We start from the raw sequence: 18,218 nt of genomic DNA, 5'->3' as shown, positions 1-18,218 counted from the left end.
CTGTGTAAGTTTACCTCCGTCGTAAGTTTAGGTCTGGGAGGGAACCCGTATGCGCCGCACCATCAGTGCCACCACCGCCGAGATGAACCCCGCCGTTGCCGCGTTCCTGGCCGGCCGGCGCTGTGGGACGGGCCCGGCCCGCACCCCCGCACGTCCCCGGGGGGACATGGCGACGGCCGCCCGCGCGATCAAGCCGACCCGCGTCAACGCCCGTGCGCGCCGCACCCCCTGAGCCCCGCCCGCACGTTCCGTTCCACCTGCACGACCAGCCCACACCCCGCCGTCACAGATGGAGCCCCTCATCAACATCACCGACTCCACCGTGTCCCTGACCGTCGACGACGTCGCCGCCTCCAGCGACTTCTTCACCACCCACTTCGGCTACGACCGGGTCATGGCCGCGGACGGCTTCGCCTCCCTCGCCCGCGAGGACGCCGCCGTCGACCTCGTGCTGCTCCGGCGCGGCACCGAGGTCCTCCCCCCCGGAGCAGCGCGACCAGCGCGCCGCCGGCCTGATCGTGGCGTTCACCGTCACGGCCATCGCCGAACACGAGGAGCGCCTGCGGCAGGCCGGGGCACCCATCACGATGCCGCTGCGCGAGGAGCCGTGGGGCGAGCGGCTCTTCCAGGTCACCGACCCGAACGGCATCGTCGTCCAGCTCGTCGAGTGGACGGCCCCCGTCGGCGCCTGACCCGGCGACATCGCGCAAACAGGCCCTGTGACCAGGGCCGACGCAGACCCTCAGCCTCCGCCCTTGACCGCCTCCGCGATCTGCAGGGCGGCCTGGGCGGGCGTGAGGTGCGTGGTGTCGACGACCTCGGCCTCGCCGTGCAGCCACGTGCGGGCTGCCTCGGCGTAGGGCTCAAGGTATTTGAGACGGAATGGGGAGGGGCCAAGAAGAGTGTCCCCCTCGATGCGCCCGCGGAGGGTGTCCTGGTCGGCGTGGAGGACGAAGTGCCTTACCGGAATGGCATGTTGGGCGAGGCCCTGGCTGATCTCACGCCAGTACTGCTCGACCAGGACAGTCATGGGCATCACCAGAGTCCCGCCGGTGTAGTCGAGTACGCGGCGGGCGGTCTCGACTACGAGCGGCCGCCACGGCGGCCAGTGCTGGAAGTTGTCCGTCCCCGGCAGCCCGGGCGTGATGTCCATGAGCGTCTCGCCGACCTTCTCGGCATCGAACACCCGTGAATCCGGGAGGAGTGGCTGTACGAGTGCACTGGTCGTCGTCTTGCCTGCGCCGTGGGTGCCGTTGAGCCATACGATCATGGGCCCGACGCTAGCGGTGTGCGGACCGCGGGCAGGTGCCGTTCACGTCACAGAACGACAGCAGCAGGATCGGCGCCTGCCCCACCGCGCGCAGGGCGCCCAACTGGCCGGCACCGGCGTTGAGCAGGCCCGTCTCAACGTCACTGCTCGCCGACCGGTGGCTGTCGGGCCAGGAACTCTTCGAATGCCGCTGCCTGCTTGGGGTCCATGTATCCCTGGCGCGTGTGCATGGCTTTGTCCTCAAGCCACGCCGCCTCGTCGGCAGTCAGCTGCACGGCCACCACCATCCCGCTCCGGGCGAAGCTCACGCGCCTGCCGTCGGCGCGCACGTACCGGATGTAGGGTCCGTACTCCTGCGGGCCGGCCAACGGCTCGACCTGGAGCCGGCCAACGTCCCACGTCGGCTCGTTCGCGTCCTGCTCTTCCTCCCCTGCGATATCGGTGCGCGTGTGGAGTAGTCGGCACGGGCCCAGTGCTCCAGCTCGGCCACCACCCCCGCCGGGAACAGGACACTCACCGGCACGTCGGCCTCAGTGAGCACGACGCGTTCGCCGGTGGACTCGACCAGCGAGACGAGGCGCTGGTAGTCGATCGGGTCGGGGGCGTACCGGCGCTCAACAACGATCTTCACATCACCCATGGAACCGGACGCTACCGGGCAGAGCGCCAGGGGCCGACAGCACGCTCGTCCCCCTCGAGGACGAGTCGCTGGTGGGGCTCATCCTGCGTCTCGCCCACCACACCGGGAGCACGCCCGCAGCCATCGCCGTCCGCATGGGCCTCACGGACCGCCGCGGAATCCACGTCCCGGCAGGCTCACTGCTTACCCTCTCCCCGCACAGACTCGCCGAAGCAGCGCACGTGGCAGGCTTGTCGGTCCCCGAGATGGAGAACCTCCTGCTGGCGCCCCTCGGCGAGCGTTACGGACCGCTCAGCCAGCAGCACGCGCCGTGGTACGGACCTCAACTCCTCACCAAGCCCACCTCCGATCCGAGGCGGGGCGTCAGTCCGCGGAGCCCCTCTCCGGCGCCCCGTCGCCCACGGTGTCCGGATGTGAGACGCGGCTGCCGGACTGGTCGTCGGTGTGGTCCGCCCCTTGCGGGTCGATCGTGGCCGCCCAGCGTTCCGCCCAGCGGGCGAGGGGGTTCAGGGCGTGGCGCGCCTCCTGTCCCAGCGGGGTGAGCTCGTAGCGGCTGTCCGGTAGTTGGTGAATCACCTGGGCATCCAGCAGTTCGGTCAGGCGCTGCCGCATCACGCTGGAGGACATGTCGTCGCACCGCTTCTGCAAGGGGCGGAATCCAAGCGGACCCGCGCGAAGCTCCCACAGGATGCGCAGACTCCACCGCCGCCCGAACAGATCGAGTGCGGCCATGAGGGGGCGGCCGGTGGTCGAGCCGCGAACAGGACTGCCAGGTCTGGGTGTTGCCATGTCGGGATGTCCAGCTCTCCAGGGTTGATGCTTCGAATTCCGACACGCTAGCATCGGTGACCGCTTCGGAAATCGAAACGGAGGAGGCTGTTGTGGCACCTGCCCTGACGACCTGGGTGAGAGGCGTTCCTGAAAGCCCGAGTCGACGGAGGCGAGACCGGCTGGGAGGACCAGTACATGCGCATGGTGCCCCGAGTTCGACGTCGGCGCCGAGTCGCACGGACGGCTCACCCGGAACCTGTTCGTGGCGGGGGGACGGGTGACCGGCACGCGGGAGATCGAGTACAGGATCCACCAGGTCCTGCAAACCGGCCCAGCGGAACTTCAGTGCTGCCTCGTCAGCGGTTGCCGCCACCAAGCCAACGTCCACTCAGAGCTGGAGACCAGATGACCACGACCGAGTTTCCCTCGGCGGCAGCACGGGCCGCCGCCGTTGCCGCCCTGGCCGAGGACGCGTCAGGGAAGGACATCACCACCGAGTGGAGCGTTCCCGAGGACCTGGCGGCCACGGCCGAGATCCGCACCCGGCAAAGCGGCATCGCCGCCGGCCTCCCCGTGGTCGCCGAGGTCTTCGCGCAGGTCGACCCCGAGGTCAAGGTCGAGCCGGCCGTCGCCGACGGCGCCCGACTGGCCGACGGCCAGGTCCTGGTGCACCTATCCGGTTCGGCGCGCAGCCTGATCACCGGGGAGCGTACGGCGCTGAACTTCCTGCAGCGCATGTGCGGCATCGCGACGCTGACCGACCGCTACGTCCAAGCTGTGGCAGGGACCAGGGCGCGCATCCTGGACACGCGCAAGACGGCGCCGGGCCTGCGCGCCCTGGACAAGTACGCGGTCACCGCCGGCGGCGGCCACAACCACCGCCTCGATCTCGCGGCGATGGTCCTGCTCAAGGAGAACCACATCGCCGCGGCGGGCGGGGTGACCGCCGCGATCGAGGCGGTCAGGCGCGGGATGGCGCGCACCGGGCAGACCGTGGAGAGCGATGTCGAGGTGCAGACCGTCACCCAGGCCGTCGAGGCCCTCGACGCCGGAGCCCGCTGGATCATGCTCGACAACATGCCGCTGGCCGACATCGAGCAGGTCGTGAAGGTCCGGGCCGGGCGGGCCGACGCTTCCCGGATCCTGCTGGAGGCCTCGGGCACCATCATCCTGGACACAGTTCTCGCCATCGCCGGGACGGGCGTCGACCTCATCTCGGTCGGGGCGTTGACGCACAGCGCGCCCGCACTGGACCTGACCATGCTGCTGACCACCGGCCCGGTGTCATGTCCGAGGTAGCGGTCGCCGACGCGTGTCAGCGAGACGGCGCGGGTGGCAGCCCGACCGCCGTTCTGGATGATGCGCCGTTCACCGACGAGGAGCGATGCCGCATTCCCACGGAGTGGGGAACATCGCACGCCGTCTTCCTCCGCGCGACCGGAATCGAGCGTCGTCAGCCCGCGTACACACTGCGGTTCTTCACCGCCCAGGACGAACTGCCCGCCTGCGGCCACGGCACCGTCGCCGCCCTCGCCGTGCTCGCCGAACGCGAAGGCGGCGACCACGACTACCGCGCCGTCCTGCGTACGGCCCACCGCAGCTTCGACGGTCGGGCAGGCCGAAACGGTGACGGCCTGACGGCGTCGTTCGACCCGGGCCCGGTCAGCCTGCGTAGCGCCGGTGGACCCGAACTGAGGGCAGTCGCAGGCGGCCTCGGACTGACGGAGGACGCGGTCGCCGGCGACGCCTGCGTGGCGTCGAACGGGCGGCCGAGGCTTCTGCTGCCCATCCGATCCCGCGCCGCACTGGCCGAACTCACGCCGGACTCAACCCTGTTACGCGCAGCCTGTGACCGCTACGGTCTGCTGGGCTGCTACGCCTACTCGCCCCCGGACCGACACGGCCGAGCAGCAGCCCGGATGTTCGCCCCGTCGATCGGCGTCCCCGAGGACATCGCCAACGCCAACAGCACGGCCTGCCTGGCAGTGCATGCTGCCGGGTTCGGCACACGCCGCCTCGCTGTCGACATGGGTGACCACCTCGGCAGCCCGTCCACCATCACAGCGACCGTCCACCGCGACCGCACGGGACACCGGATCCGAGTCGGCGGCCAGGCAGCGATCGTGCGCAGGGTCATGCGATGAGGCCTGCGCGCTCAAGGCGAGGGTGCCGGTGCGCAGCAGGTCCAACTGCTCTGGTGAGAGCCCGGCCAGTTCTGGCGGCATCTGTGGCAGGGGCTCAGGGTTGATGGCCGATCACGCCGTACTGGTGCGACTCCTGCCTACTTGTCGGCTCCTCTTCGTTCCAGTTCAGGCCGCCGCCCTTCCGGCGAGGCCGGTCATCGACTCGACCGGCTCCGACCGCAGCCCCAGCCGGTTGATCGAAGCCGTCCGATTTCGACGCCGTCTCCGTCGGCTCGCTGACCTACAGCGCGCCGGCCATGGATCCGAGCAAGCTTCTGAGCATCAATTCCGAACACAGGAGGTAACTGTGGCCAAGGGCTACTGGGTCAGCGTCTACCGCACCATCGCAGACCCTGAGAGGCTTGCTGCCTACAACAAGCTGGCCGGTCCAGCCGTCAAGGCCGCGGGCGGGCGGCCTCTCGCCCGCGGCGGCCGGGTCGTCGCACACGACGCCGGAATCGCCGAGCGCACCGTCCTGATCGAGTTCGACAGCTTCGAACAGGCGGTCGCCGCACGCGCGAGTGCGGCCTACCAGGAGGCACTGGCCGTACTTGCTGACGGCGTCGAGCGCGACTTCCGCATCATCGAAGGCCTCGACTGACGACCGATGCCGCGTCAGGGAGGAACACGATGCCGGCTGTGGGGATCACCCCGGCTCGTCAGCGCGCCGCACCGTCGCGAAAAGCGTCAGGCCGGTGGCATCGGCGGTGATGTCCGGTCCGGCGACGGTTCCTTCCCGGCGGCGCGGCGGCTCGGACATCGGCCTCGATGTCGGCGGGGGTGCGTTCGACGAGGTTCCAGCGGCCGATGTGGGTCGTCAGGGCGGCGTACGGGTTCGGGGTCGCGATGTTGGAGAAGTAGAACGTGTCTCCGGGGCGGCACAGGCGGGACAGGGTGGTGCGGATCAGGGCTCGGGTGAAGCGTTCTTCGAGGTAGTCGAAGAGGCCTCCGGCCAGGACCAGATCGAAGGGGCCGTGGTCGGCGGCCAGATGGGCGGCGGTGCGCAGGACGTTGCCGGGGGCCGCGGCGGTCTGGGCGCGGGTCGCGGGCGGCAGGTGTGTGAGGGCGTACTGGAGGGCGTTGGGGTCGACGTCGTTGAGGACCAGGCGGTCGGCGGGGTGCAGGAGAGCCGGGTCGACTTGGCGCAGGTCGGAGGCGCCTCCGGACGCGATCACCCAGGATGCGGCGGCCGGTGGCGCGCGCGGGGGGCCGTGCTCGGAACGTCCGCCGGGTCGCTCCCGAGTGCGGACTCGATGAGCGCGGCCTGGTGGGCGATCTTGTTGCGGTGCTGGTCGGTGAGGGGAGCGTGCAGGAGGCAGTCGTCGAAGTGGTGGCCCCAGGTGCCGGGCACGCCTCCGGGCTGAGCACCCAGGATGTACTCGATGATCTCGAAGTCGCCGGCCAGGCCGCGAGCCTGCTCACGGCTCAGCTGGACCATGCCGCCGGCGTCGGCGAACATCTCGGCCAGCGGTGCCATGGCCGCCGTGACGGTGTCCTGACGGGCCGTGGCGAGCGCGGCGGGGAGTCGGCGGAGGACGAAGTCGTCGAAGTAGCGGTGTGCGGTCGCGCGGTCTGCGCCGGCGATCGCCGGGAGTTCGGCCATGGCGATCAGCCGCTCTCACAAGGCGCGTTGGCCGCAAGCAGGCGTCCCAGCCCGCGAGGCGAGAGAGGTCAGGACTGCGCGGTCCGGAACGCGAGATACCGGCTGAAGGCTTCGTGGCTATCGGGGGTGAAGCGCCACTCCAGCAGGGCCGAGTCGAGCTCCGGCTCGGTCAGCCAACCATGCCAGGCGACCTCATCGGGATCGGGGACCATGGCGTCCGGCACCACGGCTTCGTGCACGCCGAGCCAGTGAGGGCTCAAGCCGCTGCGGTTGATGAACGTGAACAGGAGGCGCGGCAGCGCACGAATGCCCAGCTCTTCGGCCAGCTCCCGCGCGGCGGCCTGTTCATAGGACTCGCCGACATTTGCGGCGCCACCGACCTCGACCTCGTAGAGCCCGGGGAAGCGCGATACCTGCTCCGACCGCCGGTGGATGAGGATCCGCCCACGCTCATCACGACACACCGTCACGGCGACCCGGTGCAGCCAACCCTCCCGGATGGCCTCCCGACGGCTGACCACCCCCAGCACGCGATCTCGACCGTCGACACGCTCCACCAATTCATCCACGTCGCACACCCTGGCAGAGTCCACCGACAACGTCGTTTCTCGGCGACTCGCGGAGGCTGGCCCCAAAGCACCTGCACCAGGAGGCCGGACGCGGATGACGACAGTTGTCCTGCAAATACGACACCTATCGTGCTCAGCCTCACCCACCCGTGTCGTGTCGTGGAACACTATTGCAAGCATGTGCTTGCAATAGTTAGCGACGGCAGGGCACTATCGGGGCATGGCATCACTCAACGTCGGCAATCTCGGTGAGTATCTGCGTGAGCAGCGGCGCACAGCGCAGCTCTCGCTGCGGCAGCTCGCCGACGCCGCCGGGGTGTCCAATCCGTATCTGAGTCAGATCGAGCGCGGCCTGCGCAAGCCGAGCGCGGAAGTTCTGCAGCAGGTTGCCAAGGCGCTGCGGATCTCCGCCGAGACGCTGTACGTACGGGCCGGGATCCTTGACGAGCGGGAGCGGGAGGAGCTGGAGACGCGTGCCGTCATCCTCGCCGACCCCTCGATCAATGAGCGGCAGAAGCAAGTGCTGCTGCAGATCTACGAGTCGTTCCGCAAGGAGAACGGGTTCGAGAACACGGACTCCACGGACATCATGGACTCCACGGACACCATGGACACCGCCGCTGAAGGCCCCCGCACGGCCGACGGCAGTGATGCCGACCAACCCTCAAACTGATCTGCGATCCGGGAGGACCACAGTCATGGCCATCACCGATGACCTGCGCAAGACCCTCACCGACCCGACTCCCCTCTACTTCGCGGCCGGTACCGCCGACCTCGCCGTCCAGCAGGCGAAGAAGGTTCCCGCGCTGATCGAGCAGCTCAAGGCCGAGGCCCCGAGCCGTATCGATGCCGTGCGCAACGCGGACCCCAAGGCCGTTCAGGAGAAGGTGACCACCCAGGCCAAGGAGGCCCAGGCCACCGTGCAGGCCAAGGTCACCGAGGTGCTCGAGACCCTTGACACCGATCTGAAGAAGTTCGGCGAGACCGCTCAGGACCTGGCGCTGCGTGGTGTCGGCGTGGCCGCCGAGTACGCGGTCAAGGCCCGTGAGACCTACGAGAAGGTCGCCGAGCAGGGCGAGCAGGTCGTGAGGTCGTGGCGCGGCGAGGCGGCCGATGAGATCGCCGAGATCGCCGTCGCCGTCGAGCCGGACGCCGAGAAGGAGCCCGCGGCCGCAGCCACCGGTACGAAGACCGAGGCGAAGACCGAGGCCAAGAAGCCCGCTCCGGCAGCCGCCCGCAAGGTCCCGGCGCGCAAGACGACGCCGAAGAAGCCCGCGCCGCAGTCCGCCAAGTAACACCAAGCAACACCGGTAACGCTTACCGGGCAGACGGGCCGGGCACCTTTGGGGTGTCCGGCTCGTTCTCCCCGTACCTCGCTCCCGGTACCTTGGCCGCGAGGCGCTACAAAACACTTATGAGGCGGTGCTCAGCATGTTGCGTGCGGGATTCGACTTCGGGCTCTGGCTGGTGCTCGACCTTGTCTTCCTCGGCACGTCCGTGACCGCGCTGATCATGGCGGCCATGGCCCGCGAGGACGCCTACCGCGCCGCCGACAAGCAGAAGAAGTCCTTCTGGCTGATCATCCTGGGCATCACGGTCGCGGTGAACCTCTTCGTCTCCGTGCTGTTCCTGTCGATCGCCGGACTGATCGCCAGCATCGTCTTCTTCGTGGACGTGCGGCCCGCCCTCAAGCAGGTCTCCGGCGGCGGCGGCGGCCGCCGCGGTGGCGGCTCCAGCAGCGACGGCCCGTACGGTCCGTACAACGGCGGACGGTAGACCCGGTAGCCCGCCGGGCGCAGACCCGGTGGCCCGCCGGCCCCGCCTTCGGGTGCGGGCTACCTACGGGCCCCGTGCCTGCTCAGCAGCAGCACCGCCACATCGTCGGTGAGCTCCCCGCCGTTCAGGTCGCGCACCTCCGAGACCGCCGCCTCCAGCAGTGCCTCGCCCTCGAGCCCCGCCGCCAGCTGCCGGTTGATCATCTCAACCATCCCGTCCTGGCCCAGGCGCTGCTTCTCGTCCGGTCCCCGGCGGCCCTCGATCAGCCCGTCCGTGTACATCATCAGGCTCCACGCGCCGCCCAGCTCCACCTGACGGCGCGGCCAGCGGGCGCGCGGCAGCAGGCCGAGCGCCGGGCCGTTGTCGTCGTACGGAAGCAGCTTGGCCGTGCGCCCGTGCCGGGCGATCAGCGGCGTCGGGTGGCCCGCCAGGCAGAGGCCGGCTCGCCGCCCGTCCGGGGCGATGTCGACCGTGCAGAGCGTCGCGAAGATCTCCTCGCTCTCCCGCTCGTGCTCCAGCACCTGCTGCAGCGTGGAGAGCAGCTCGTCCCCGCACAGGCCCGCGAAGGTCAGCGCCCGCCAGGCGATGCGCAGCTCGACGCCGAGCGCCGCCTCGTCCGGGCCGTGGCCGCAGACGTCGCCGATCATCGCGTGGACCGTGCCGTCCGCGGTGCGGACCGTGTCGTAGAAGTCGCCGCCGAGCAGTGCCCGCGAGCGGCCGGGCCGGTAGCGCGCGGCGAACTGCAGATCCGAGCCCTGGAGCAGGGGAGTGGGCAGCAGACCGCGCTCCAGGCGGGCGTTCTCCTGGGCCCGCAGTCTCGACTCGGCCAGCTTCACCTGGGCCGTGTCGGCGCGCTTGCGCTCGACGGCGTAGCGGATGGCGCGGCTCAGCAGCCGTCCGTCGAGCTCGTCGCGGAAGAGATGGTCCTGTGCCCCCACCCGTACGGCCTCGGCGGCGCGCTCCGCATCGCCCGAGGTGGTCAGGGCCAGGACGGCGTGGCGCGGCGCGAGGCGCAGCACGTGTTTGAGCGGGGCGAGCTCTTCCTCGCCGTGTCCGGGCAGCGCGAGGTCGACGAGGATGCAGTGGACGTCGTCCGTGAGCAGCCGCTCCGCCTCGGTCAGATTGCGGGCGCTGCGGATACGGACCCGGGTGCCTGCCGCGTCGAGCAGCTGGGGGACGGTGAAGGTGCCCGCCGGGTCGTCCTCGATCACCAGAAGCGTGAGGTCGCCGCCGCCGGAGCTGCCGGCGGCGGCGGTGCTCCCACGGTCGGTCTCCGCGACGGGGACACCCCTCTGTCGCGGTACGGGTACGGGCATCGTTCCTGGTTCCTTCCCTCCCCCCGAGGGCGCGGTGATGCGACGATCGACGCTTCACCAGACCGGGACCATAGCGGTACCGGGTGTCGGAGCGGAATGGTGAAGTGCGAAGAGCCACTGTCATATGCCGCGCATGGGGAGGTACTTGCTCAAGGCGTCATGACGAACATCACGCGATTGTCACTCCGCGGACTTGTTCCTTTACGCGTCACTCGTACGGGTCGCTTATGCGCGTCACATGTCCGGACGTACCACTCCGAGGATCGCCATCGAACCCGCGCCCGTAATCGTCACATTCCGCCCGGGTCGCGGCGCATGCACGATCGCTCCGTCGCCGATGTACATCCCCACATGGCTCGCGTCCGCGTGGTAGATGATCAGGTCGCCCGGCCGCATGTCCTTGATCTCGATCCGCCGCAGCAGCCGCCACTGCTCCTGCGAGGTGCGCGGGATGCCCTTCCCCGCCGCCGACCACGCCTGTGACGTCAGCCCCGAGCAGTCGTACGACCCCGGGCCCTCCGCCCCCCACACATACGGTTTGCCGATCTGCGCCGTCGCGAACTGGATCGCCTTCTTGCCCTGCGGGCTCGCGCTGCGGCTGATCTCCTTCAGTACGCCCGAGCTCAGCCAGGCCGTCTGGGCCTTGTACTCGGCGTTCTGCTCCAGCTGGAGGAGCCGCTGACGCTCCTCCTTCTCCAGCTTGTCCTCTATCTTCTTGGCCGCGGCGAGCTGGGCGGTGATCTCCTTCTTGGCCTTGGCCTGCTTGACGCGGTTGGCCTCGAGCTTCTGCCACTGGGCGCTCGCGTCCTTGGTGTACGCCGCCAAGTCGGCCTGCGTCCTGGTCAGTTCGCCAAGGAGGTCCTTGGTGGCCTTCTGGCCCTGCTGGATCCGGCCGGCCCCGTCAAGGAACAGCTGCGGATCGTCGGTGAGCACCAGCTGTGCCTCGGGGGGCAGTCCACCGTCGCGGTACTGGGCGCGGGCGGCGGCACCCGCGCGGTTCTTGAGATCGTCGATCCGGGCCTGTCCCTTGACGATCTCCTGCGCGAGTTTGACGATCTCGGCCGATTGCTTGTCGGCCTGGTCCTTGGCGAGGTTGTACGCGTCGGTCGCTGACGCGGCCTTGCGGTAGAGGGCGTCGATCTCCAGGCGCACCTGCTCCAGCGACTTCCTGGGGGCATCCTTGGCTGCGTCCTTGGCGGCGCCCGGCCCTCTCGTCGGCGGTGGCTCGGGGGCCGCGAAGGCCTGGCCGGGTGACGCCAGCACGGTCAGTGCGCAGACCATAGTGATCGCGGCAGTGGCACAGCGGCGTCGGTTCACGACTCCCCCTTCGGACTTCGGGCGCACATCAGAACACGTAAATGTGATTTACCGTCAGTAACTTACGGGCGACGTCGCGATGGTGCCACGACGTCCACAAAATCGACAGGGTCAGCGGGTGTTGATCTGCCGACTGGAGGATCAATCCCACTCGTCAGGGACGAACAACGCGCCCTCTGCGTTCCCTCGCGCGGCGCCTGTTCATACGGAATTGGGGGCGAGCGCCGCCCAGTTCACCGTGACTTCCCCCTGCCGCCACCGCCGCGGGCCGTCCGTCAGCGGCCAGTCGGACGCCATGTCCCGTACGGCTCTGATCCAGCGCTGCCGGGCGCCCAGTGAGGCGTACGGAGCGGCCGCCGCCCACGCCCGGTCGAAATCCCGCAGGAAGGCGTGCACCGGCTCGCCCGGCACATTGCGGTGGATCAGCGCCTTCGGCAGCCGTTCCGCCAGATCGGACGGGCGCTGCAGGGAGCCGAGCCGGGTCGCGAAGGTGAGCGTGCGCGGACCTTCCGGGCCGAGCGCGACCCAGACGTGCCGTCGCCCGATCTCGTCGCAGGTGCCCTCGACCAGCAGTCCGCCGGGCGCGAGGCGCGCACGGAGCCGCGCCCAGACGGCGGTGACCTCGCCCTCGTCGTACTGGCGCAGCACATTCGCAGCCCGGATGAGCGCCGGCCGCCGCTCCAGCGGGACCTCGAAGCCGCCGTGCCGGAAGGTGAGCCCCTCGCGCTCGTACGGCTTCGCTGCCGCGACCCGCGCCGGGTCGATCTCGATGCCGACGACCTCGCACCGGGGTTCGGCCGTACGCAGCCGCTGCATCAGCTCCAGTGCGGTCCAGGGGGCGGCGCCGTACCCGAGATCGACGGCGACGGGCGCGTCGTCGCGGCGCAGCGCGGGGCCGTGCGTCGCCGCGATCCAGCGGTCCATGCGCCGCAGCCGGTTGGGGTTGGTCGTCCCGCGGGTCGCGGTGCCGACGGGACGAGTCATAAAAGCGAGGGTATGCGGTCGTGACACGGCCTCCGCTCGGTAATGATTTGGCAAAGCGGAAGAGGGCTGGAAATGGAAGCCGGGAGTCCGCTGTTGTGGGGCTTTGGAGGCTGCTTTCGCCCCGCAGCTTGCCGCGCCCGCAGCGAGGAGGAACATCGACGTGAGCCAGTACGTCTCCCGCCTCGGCGGCAGCCTGGTGGCACCGCGTATCCGGTTCCCCGGCGGCCATCGCAAGCCGCGCCGGGTCGCCATGCTCAGCGTCCACACCTCCCCGCTGCACCAGCCGGGGACGGGCGACGCGGGCGGCATGAACGTCTACATCGTCGAACTCGCCAAGCGGCTCGCCGCCATCAACATCGAGGTCGAGATCTTCACGCGGGCGACCGCGGGCGGGCTGCCGCCGGTCGTGGAGCTGGCTCCCGGCGTGCTCGTACGGCATATCGACGCCGGGCCCTACGAGGGCCTCGCCAAGGAAGAACTCCCGGCCCAGCTGTGTGCCTTCACACACGGCGTGATGCAGGCCTGGGCCGGTCACCGCCCCGGCCACTACGACCTCGTCCACTCCCACTACTGGCTCTCCGGCCACGTCGGCTGGCTCTCCGCCGAACGGTGGGGCGTCCCGCTCGTCCACGCCATGCACACCATGGCCAAGGTCAAGAACGCCGCGCTCGCCGAGGGCGACACCCCCGAGCCGCCGTCCCGTGTCATCGGCGAGACCCAGATCGTGCGCGCCGCGGACCGGCTGATCGCCAACACCGCGGAGGAGGCCGACGAACTCGTCCGCTTCTATGACGCCGATCCGGCGAAGGTCGCCGTCGTCCATCCGGGCGTGAACCTGGAACGGTTCCGGCCCGCGGACGGCCGCGCCGCCGCCAGGGCCCGCCTCGGGCTGCCGCAGGACGCGTTCGTCCCGCTCTTCGCGGGCCGCATCCAGCCGCTGAAGGCCCCCGACATACTGCTCCGTGCGGTGGCGCTGCTCCTCGACCGCGACCCGTCCCTGCGCTCCCGGCTCTTCGTACCGATAGTCGGCGGCCCGAGCGGCAGCGGCCTCGCCAAGCCGGAGGGCCTGCAGAAACTGGCCGCCCGCCTCGGCATCGCGGACATCGTCCACTTCCAGCCGCCGGTCGGCCAGGACCGCCTCGCAGACTGGTTCCGGGCCGCGTCCACACTGGTCATGCCCTCGTACAGCGAATCCTTCGGCCTGGTCGCGATCGAGGCCCAGGCGGCCGGCACGCCCGTGGTGGCGGCGGAGGTCGGCGGCCTCCCGGTGGCGGTCCGCGACGAGCTGACGGGCTTCCTGGTCCCGGGCCACGACCCGCAGGACTATGCGGCCGTGTTGCACCGCCTGCTGGACAACCCGGCCCTCTCCGACCGGATGGGCGCGGCGGCGGCCTGCCACGCGAAGTCCTTCGGCTGGGACACGGCGGCGTCGGCGACGGCGGACGTCTACACGGCGGCGATGTACGAACACCGCCGCCGGGTACGCTCGCACCATGGCTGACGTACGGCAGGCTGCGCAGGTCATCGAGCAGACGCTCAAGGACGCGGAACTCGAGTGGGAGAGCCCGGAGCCCGGCTCGTACGTGGTGAAGCTCCCTGGCACGCGCAAGCTGTCGACGACGTGCTCGCTGATCGTCGGCAAGCACTCGCTGTCGATCAACGCGTTCGTGATCCGGCACCCGGACGAGAACGACGCGGCGGTCCACCGCTGGCTGCTGGAGCGCAACCTGCGCCTGTACGGGGTGAGTTACGCGATCGACCGCCTCGGCGACATCTACCTGGTGGGCAGGCTCCCGCACTCCGTGGTCACCCCGGAGGAACTGGACCGCCTCCTGGGCACGGTCCTGGAGGCGGCGGACGGCTCTTTCAACACGCTGCTGGAGCTGGGGTTCGCGAGCGCGATCCGCAAGGAGTATGCGTGGAGGGTGTCGCGGGGAGAGTCGACGAGGAATCTTGAGGCGTTCACAAACCTGACCAAGTAGGAGTGCGCGGGGGTGTTTCCCCTGACCCGCCCCTCCCCGAATCTGGTGGCTCCGCCCCCAGGCCCCCTGCCGGGGGAAGGGGGTACGTGGGGGCTGACGCCCCCACACCCCCGGAGCGGCAGCTTCGCGCCGTGAACGACGGGCCCCGGGCTGCTGGGCAACCCCGGCGGGCCGCACTTGTGCCGTTCGGGTGGGGAGGTGCCGTGCAGTGTCGTCCCCGTCAGTTGCCCGGTCTTGTGGTTGAGGTGGGCCGGGGGCGTTGGTGGTTGCTCTTCGTGGGTGGTTTTCTCCGGCGGACCGCTGACCCCCGCGGCGGGCCGCACTCGTGTCGTTCGGGTGGGGAGGGGCCGTGCAGGGTCGTCCCCGCAGGGGATTGGCGGCAAAACCGGGGTCACGCACCAAGAGCCTGTACGCCGCCGACCCCGAGGAGTCGAGCCCGGAGGGGCACCGGAGCCCGCACCGGACAAGAACCCGCACCCCGCCGGAGGCAGCCCGCACCCGACAAGACCGAACGACCCCGGGCCCGGGCCACAAGAACCCGCACGACCCTTCCCGCGCGCCGCAGGCTCATGGCATGCTCGCCGCCGACGCTCATATGAACGTCGTTCACATCCATGGAAGGGGTGGGCTCATGGAGACCGGTCGACGCGCCATCAGCAGACGGAGTCTGCTCGGCAGTGCCACAGCCGTCGCGGCCGCCTGCGCCGCGAGCGGCATCCCCGGCACCTGCACCGCCGCGGCCGCCACCGCGCCCCCCACTTCCTCCCCGCTCTGGGACGAGTTCCGCCGAAACCGCTACAGCCACCCGCAGATCCCCTACGTAGGCCGCGCAGGTCAACGAGGCGGAGCCCACCGCTTCCCCCGCCAACCCGTCGTCGCCAACGTCCTTGCCTACGGCGCCAAACGGGACGGCTCCGCCGACGCCGCCCCCGCAATCAACCGTGCCGTCGCCGCTGTAGGCGAACGCGGCGGCGGCACGGTCCTCATCCCCGCCGGCACCTACCGCATCGACGACCTGATCCGTATCGGCCACAGCAACGTCGTACTCAAAGGCACCGGCAGCACCCGCACCAAGCTCTACGCCACCAAGAACCTCACCGAGCTCATCGGCGTGTACGGCAGCCGCTACGGCGGCGACAAGTCGTCGTGGTCCTGGGCCGGCGGCCTCATCTGGCTTTGCCCGAAGGACCGTTGGGACCGTCTCACCACCGCCATCAAGGCCAAGACGTGGCCCTTCGAGGGCTGGACCGGCAACAAGCGCGACGAGTGGCGCACCCTCGCCACCGTCCGGCCCGCCAGGCGCGGCGACTGGTGCGTCACCGTCCCCGACGCCTCCCGCCTCCGTCGCGGACAGCTCGTCCTGCTCCGCCTCGCCGACGACGCCGGCCACACGCTCCTTGAGCACATGGCCGGCGGCGGCGCGGGCCCCGAGGCGTACGTCTGGGACGACAAGACCAAGCTGACCAGTGACGTCCCCTACGAATGGCCCGTACGCATCACGGCCGTCAAGCGGAACAAGGTCACCTTCGAACGGCCGCTGCCCCTCGACGTACGCCCCGAATGGGACCCGCGGATCACCACCCTCGTCACCCCGCTCACCGGCTCCGGCGTCGAAGGCCTGACCCTCGAAGCCATGGAGACCCCGCAGTCCCAGCACCTCCTCGACAAGGGCTACAACGGCGTCACTTTCCAGTGCGCGTACGACTGCTGGGCCGACGACATCACCGTCCGGCATGTCGACAACGGCTTCGGCCTGGTCGCCGCCTCCGCCTGCACCCTGCGCCGCACCCGCGTCGAGGGCCGCGGCTCCCACCATCCGTACTTCTGCCGCGAGGGCTCGCACGACAACCTCATCGAGGACTTCACCATCGCCCGGCGCACCGTCCCGGCCCCCGCCAACACCCAGCTCCACGGCATCAATGTGGAGGGCCTGTCCAGCTACAACGTCTGGTCGCGCGGGAACATGGAAATGGGCACCTTCGACACACACCGCGGTATGCCGTTCGCCAACGTCCGCACCGAGATCACGGTGAACAACAACGGCCGCCACGGCGGCGACGCGTCCGCCGGACCGCTGTACGGCGCCCGGTTCACCCACTGGAATGTCTCCGTCACCAATGAGCGCGCGGGGCTGATCAAGATCGACCAGATCGCCCCGTACAGCGCGACCGTCGCCATCAGCGCGGTCCGCGAGTTCGACCAGATCGATGTGCCGGACTTCAGCGGCCCGCTGGGCTCGCGCATCGAGGCGTACGGACAGCCGGGCGGGGTGCGTCCGGGCAATCTGTACGAGGCCCAGCGGGCGCTGCGCACCTGACCGGCCCGCACCTGACCGGCCCGCACCTGACCGGCCCGCACCTGACCGGCCCGCACCTGACCGGCCGGCGGGCGGCTCCTACGCGACGGACGCAGGCGGGCTGACCACTCCGGCGGCGGGCACGGGACCGGCGGCATCCTCCCCGCTCTCCGCGCTCTCCGCTTTCTCCTGGGGCAGCTTCCGCATCAGCAGCCAGTACCCGAGCCCCGCCACGGTCCCCAGCGCCGCGCACATCCCCCACAGCCACTCCGCCCCGTACCGGTCGATGACGAAACCGGCCATCAGCGGGGCGATGAGCGCCGCGACCGACCAGGACAGCGTGTACATGCCCTGGTAGCGACCGCGACCGTGCAGCGGCGAGAGCCGCACCACAAGTCCGGTCTGGGTCGGCGCGTTGACGATCTCGGCCAGCGTCCAGACGCAGACGGTCAGCGCGTACACGGCGATCGACCCGGCGAAAGCGGTGAGCCCGAAGCCGTACCCCGCGAGCAGCGAGGAAATGATCAGCAGCCGGCGCGGATCGCGGTGCTCGATGAAGCGGGTCACCGGGATCTGCAGGGCCACGATCAGTACCCCGTTCACCGCGATCGCCATGCCGAAGTCGGAGCTGCTGAAGCCGTCCGCGCCCATCGCCAGCGGCAGTCCCACATTTCCCTGCATAAAGATCAGCGCGATCAGGAACGACAGCCCGACGACGCTCATGAACCGCCCGTCGCGCAGCACGGTGCCCAAGCTGACCTCAGGCTCGGCGGGCTTGTCCGCGGTGGCCTTCGTCCGTTCCGGCCGCGACTCCGGCAGCTTGACGAAGACGACGACCGCGCAGATCAGCGTCATCGCGGCCTCGCCGAGGAAGCCGGCGAGATAGCTGTACTCGGCGATGAAACCCGCGCCCGCGGAGGAGACGGCGAATCCGAGGTTGATCGCCCAGTAGTTCAGCGAGAAGGCCCGCACCCGGTCCTCGGGCCGGACGATGTCGGCCATCATCGCCTGCACGGCGGGCCGGGAAGCGTTGGACGCCATACCGACCAGGAAGGAGACGGCCGCGATGGCGACCGGGTGCTGCACAAAGCCGAGCAGCGCCACGGACGCGGCAGTCGAGCCCTGTGCGATCAGCAGCGTGGGCCGCCGGCCGAGCCGGTCGGCCATCACACCCGCGCCGAGCGAGGAGACAACACCGCCGAGCCCGTGCAGGGAGGCGACAAGTCCCGCGTACGAGGGTGAATAGCCCCGTTCCAGGGTCAGGTACAGCGTCATGAACGTCGCGACGAAGGCGCCGAGCCGGTTGACCAGAGTGCTTGTCCACAGCCACCAGAACTCACGGGGCAGCCCCGAGACGCTCTCTCTCGCGGCACGTCTCAGACCGGCGACGGACATGCGGATTCCCCCTGGGTGTAAGTGGCTTGGCAGGCATCCGCACGTTACAAGTGCGCCACTCGGCGCCGCCAGTCAATTGACGCCGACCGTCAACTGTCGCCGGTGTCGTCCGGCTC

General features: G+C 69.9%; 23 protein-coding genes. 11 read left to right on the top strand and 12 right to left on the bottom strand.

Annotation, left to right across the window (positions count from 1 at the left end):
• Positions 1-49: 49 nt before the first annotated feature.
• On the top strand, positions 50-232 hold the full coding sequence (locus OG735_RS19560) for a hypothetical protein (RefSeq protein ID WP_327324484.1): 183 nt from the start codon (positions 50-52) through the stop codon (positions 230-232).
• Positions 233-283: 51 nt separating this feature from the next.
• On the opposite strand, the gene OG735_RS41980 is transcribed toward OG735_RS19560, so the two are convergent.
• Positions 284-529, bottom strand: a complete 246-nt coding sequence (locus OG735_RS41980; RefSeq protein ID WP_442812455.1) for a hypothetical protein — start codon at positions 527-529, stop codon at positions 284-286.
• Here OG735_RS41980 and OG735_RS41975 point away from each other — a divergent pair.
• Positions 519-692 (top strand): VOC family protein, encoded by a 174-nt coding sequence (locus OG735_RS41975; RefSeq protein ID WP_442812454.1) that lies wholly within the window; start codon positions 519-521, stop codon positions 690-692. The genes OG735_RS41980 and OG735_RS41975 overlap by 11 nt on opposite strands.
• 50 nt (positions 693-742) lie before the next feature.
• On the opposite strand, the gene OG735_RS19550 is transcribed toward OG735_RS41975, so the two are convergent.
• The 4 genes from OG735_RS19550 to OG735_RS19535 all read right to left on the bottom strand — a co-directional run bounded on the left by OG735_RS19550 (position 743) and on the right by OG735_RS19535 (position 2,699).
• Positions 743-1,270, bottom strand: a complete 528-nt coding sequence (locus tag OG735_RS19550) for an ATP-binding protein (protein WP_327324483.1) — start codon at positions 1,268-1,270, stop codon at positions 743-745.
• A 140-nt stretch (positions 1,271-1,410) separates the two neighbouring features.
• On the bottom strand, positions 1,411-1,578 hold the full coding sequence (locus tag OG735_RS19545; RefSeq protein ID WP_327324482.1) for a hypothetical protein: 168 nt from the start codon (positions 1,576-1,578) through the stop codon (positions 1,411-1,413).
• Entirely contained in the window at positions 1,575-1,910 is a 336-nt protein-coding gene (locus tag OG735_RS19540) for a hypothetical protein (RefSeq protein WP_327324481.1), read from the bottom strand. Before OG735_RS19540 ends, OG735_RS19545 begins: the two co-directional genes overlap by 4 nt.
• Positions 1,911-2,273: 363 nt before the next feature.
• Complete coding sequence (locus OG735_RS19535) at positions 2,274-2,699, bottom strand: winged helix-turn-helix transcriptional regulator (RefSeq protein ID WP_327324480.1); 426 nt, start codon at positions 2,697-2,699, stop codon at positions 2,274-2,276.
• A 387-nt stretch (positions 2,700-3,086) separates the two neighbouring features.
• Here OG735_RS19535 and nadC point away from each other — a divergent pair, with 387 nt between their 5' ends.
• The 3 genes from nadC to OG735_RS19520 all read left to right on the top strand — a co-directional run bounded on the left by nadC (position 3,087) and on the right by OG735_RS19520 (position 5,465).
• Positions 3,087-3,980 (top strand): carboxylating nicotinate-nucleotide diphosphorylase, encoded by an 894-nt coding sequence (gene nadC, locus OG735_RS19530; protein ID WP_327324479.1) that lies wholly within the window; start codon positions 3,087-3,089, stop codon positions 3,978-3,980.
• A complete protein-coding gene (locus tag OG735_RS19525) occupies positions 3,968-4,825 on the top strand; it encodes a PhzF family phenazine biosynthesis protein (RefSeq protein WP_327324478.1) in 858 nt (285 codons plus the stop codon). The genes nadC and OG735_RS19525 overlap by 13 nt, the downstream gene beginning before the upstream one ends.
• Before the next feature lie 346 nt (positions 4,826-5,171).
• Positions 5,172-5,465 carry a DUF1330 domain-containing protein gene (locus OG735_RS19520; protein WP_327324477.1) on the top strand — a complete coding sequence of 98 codons (294 nt, stop codon included), beginning with the start codon at positions 5,172-5,174 and terminating at the stop codon, positions 5,463-5,465.
• Between the two features lie 58 nt (positions 5,466-5,523).
• Here the strand turns inward: OG735_RS19520 and OG735_RS19515 are convergent, their stop codons facing one another.
• The 3 genes from OG735_RS19515 to OG735_RS19505 form a co-directional block, all read right to left on the bottom strand.
• Positions 5,524-6,039, bottom strand: coding sequence for a class I SAM-dependent methyltransferase (locus tag OG735_RS19515; RefSeq protein ID WP_327324476.1), 516 nt, complete (start codon positions 6,037-6,039; stop codon positions 5,524-5,526).
• Complete coding sequence (locus tag OG735_RS19510; RefSeq protein ID WP_327324475.1) at positions 6,036-6,467, bottom strand: hypothetical protein; 432 nt, start codon at positions 6,465-6,467, stop codon at positions 6,036-6,038. The genes OG735_RS19515 and OG735_RS19510 overlap by 4 nt, the downstream gene beginning before the upstream one ends.
• Positions 6,468-6,535: 68 nt before the next feature.
• Positions 6,536-7,045, bottom strand: a complete 510-nt coding sequence (locus OG735_RS19505; protein ID WP_327324474.1) for an NUDIX hydrolase — start codon at positions 7,043-7,045, stop codon at positions 6,536-6,538.
• A gap of 211 nt (positions 7,046-7,256) precedes the next feature.
• On the opposite strand from OG735_RS19505, the gene OG735_RS19500 reads away from it, so the two are divergent.
• The 3 genes from OG735_RS19500 (at position 7,257) to OG735_RS19490 (ending at position 8,812) form a co-directional block, all read left to right on the top strand.
• Positions 7,257-7,709 carry a helix-turn-helix domain-containing protein gene (locus OG735_RS19500; RefSeq protein ID WP_326650842.1) on the top strand — a complete coding sequence of 151 codons (453 nt, stop codon included), beginning with the start codon at positions 7,257-7,259 and terminating at the stop codon, positions 7,707-7,709.
• 25 nt (positions 7,710-7,734) lie between these two features.
• Positions 7,735-8,331 (top strand): hypothetical protein, encoded by a 597-nt coding sequence (locus OG735_RS19495; protein ID WP_327324473.1) that lies wholly within the window; start codon positions 7,735-7,737, stop codon positions 8,329-8,331.
• Positions 8,332-8,467: 136 nt separating this feature from the next.
• Positions 8,468-8,812, top strand: coding sequence for a DUF2516 family protein (locus OG735_RS19490; RefSeq protein WP_327324472.1), 345 nt, complete (start codon positions 8,468-8,470; stop codon positions 8,810-8,812).
• 59 nt (positions 8,813-8,871) lie between these two features.
• On the opposite strand, the gene OG735_RS19485 is transcribed toward OG735_RS19490, so the two are convergent.
• From OG735_RS19485 to OG735_RS19475, 3 genes are all read right to left on the bottom strand, one after another.
• Positions 8,872-10,128 carry a PP2C family protein-serine/threonine phosphatase gene (locus OG735_RS19485; protein ID WP_327324471.1) on the bottom strand — a complete coding sequence of 419 codons (1,257 nt, stop codon included), beginning with the start codon at positions 10,126-10,128 and terminating at the stop codon, positions 8,872-8,874.
• A gap of 234 nt (positions 10,129-10,362) precedes the next feature.
• Entirely contained in the window at positions 10,363-11,445 is a 1,083-nt protein-coding gene (locus OG735_RS19480) for a C40 family peptidase (protein WP_327324470.1), read from the bottom strand.
• A 201-nt stretch (positions 11,446-11,646) separates the two neighbouring features.
• Positions 11,647-12,429 (bottom strand): class I SAM-dependent methyltransferase, encoded by a 783-nt coding sequence (locus OG735_RS19475; protein ID WP_327324469.1) that lies wholly within the window; start codon positions 12,427-12,429, stop codon positions 11,647-11,649.
• A 160-nt stretch (positions 12,430-12,589) separates the two neighbouring features.
• On the opposite strand from OG735_RS19475, the gene mshA reads away from it, so the two are divergent.
• The 3 genes from mshA to OG735_RS19460 all read left to right on the top strand — a co-directional run bounded on the left by mshA (position 12,590) and on the right by OG735_RS19460 (position 16,728).
• Positions 12,590-13,930 (top strand): D-inositol-3-phosphate glycosyltransferase, encoded by a 1,341-nt coding sequence (gene mshA / locus OG735_RS19470; protein ID WP_327324468.1) that lies wholly within the window; start codon positions 12,590-12,592, stop codon positions 13,928-13,930.
• Positions 13,923-14,411, top strand: a complete 489-nt coding sequence (locus OG735_RS19465) for a YbjN domain-containing protein (RefSeq protein WP_327324467.1) — start codon at positions 13,923-13,925, stop codon at positions 14,409-14,411. The genes mshA and OG735_RS19465 overlap by 8 nt, the downstream gene beginning before the upstream one ends.
• A gap of 631 nt (positions 14,412-15,042) precedes the next feature.
• A complete protein-coding gene (locus OG735_RS19460) occupies positions 15,043-16,728 on the top strand; it encodes a glycosyl hydrolase family 28-related protein (RefSeq protein WP_327324466.1) in 1,686 nt (561 codons plus the stop codon).
• A gap of 78 nt (positions 16,729-16,806) precedes the next feature.
• Here OG735_RS19460 and OG735_RS19455 read toward each other — a convergent pair whose 3' ends face one another.
• Positions 16,807-18,102 (bottom strand): MDR family MFS transporter, encoded by a 1,296-nt coding sequence (locus OG735_RS19455; protein ID WP_327324465.1) that lies wholly within the window; start codon positions 18,100-18,102, stop codon positions 16,807-16,809.
• Between the last annotated feature and the right edge of the window lie 116 nt (positions 18,103-18,218).

The sequence above is a fragment of the Streptomyces sp. NBC_01210 genome (assembly GCF_036010325.1).
Taxonomy (GTDB): domain Bacteria; phylum Actinomycetota; class Actinomycetes; order Streptomycetales; family Streptomycetaceae; genus Streptomyces.
The sequence above is the reverse complement of the archived record's forward strand: the minus strand, read 5'-3'. Positions and strand labels throughout refer to the sequence as shown.

Bases quoted from the DNA above. Each gene is read 5' to 3' on its own strand.
- OG735_RS19560 (WP_327324484.1), top strand. From the start codon at position 50: ATGCGCCGCACCATCAGTGCCACCACCGCCGAGATGAACCCCGCCGTT.
- OG735_RS19550 (WP_327324483.1), bottom strand. From the start codon at position 1,270: ATGATCGTATGGCTCAACGGCACCCACGGCGCAGGCAAGACGACGACC.
- OG735_RS19540 (WP_327324481.1), bottom strand. From the start codon at position 1,910: ATGGGTGATGTGAAGATCGTTGTTGAGCGCCGGTACGCCCCCGACCCG.
- OG735_RS19535 (WP_327324480.1), bottom strand. From the start codon at position 2,699: ATGGCAACACCCAGACCTGGCAGTCCTGTTCGCGGCTCGACCACCGGC.
- nadC (WP_327324479.1), top strand. From the start codon at position 3,087: ATGACCACGACCGAGTTTCCCTCGGCGGCAGCACGGGCCGCCGCCGTT.
- OG735_RS19525 (WP_327324478.1), top strand. From the start codon at position 3,968: ATGTCCGAGGTAGCGGTCGCCGACGCGTGTCAGCGAGACGGCGCGGGT.
- OG735_RS19510 (WP_327324475.1), bottom strand. From the start codon at position 6,467: ATGGCCGAACTCCCGGCGATCGCCGGCGCAGACCGCGCGACCGCACAC.
- OG735_RS19500 (WP_326650842.1), top strand. From the start codon at position 7,257: ATGGCATCACTCAACGTCGGCAATCTCGGTGAGTATCTGCGTGAGCAG.
- OG735_RS19495 (WP_327324473.1), top strand. From the start codon at position 7,735: ATGGCCATCACCGATGACCTGCGCAAGACCCTCACCGACCCGACTCCC.
- OG735_RS19490 (WP_327324472.1), top strand. From the start codon at position 8,468: ATGTTGCGTGCGGGATTCGACTTCGGGCTCTGGCTGGTGCTCGACCTT.
- OG735_RS19485 (WP_327324471.1), bottom strand. From the start codon at position 10,128: ATGCCCGTACCCGTACCGCGACAGAGGGGTGTCCCCGTCGCGGAGACC.
- OG735_RS19475 (WP_327324469.1), bottom strand. From the start codon at position 12,429: ATGACTCGTCCCGTCGGCACCGCGACCCGCGGGACGACCAACCCCAAC.
- OG735_RS19465 (WP_327324467.1), top strand. From the start codon at position 13,923: ATGGCTGACGTACGGCAGGCTGCGCAGGTCATCGAGCAGACGCTCAAG.
- OG735_RS19460 (WP_327324466.1), top strand. From the start codon at position 15,043: ATGGAGACCGGTCGACGCGCCATCAGCAGACGGAGTCTGCTCGGCAGT.
- OG735_RS19455 (WP_327324465.1), bottom strand. From the start codon at position 18,102: ATGTCCGTCGCCGGTCTGAGACGTGCCGCGAGAGAGAGCGTCTCGGGG.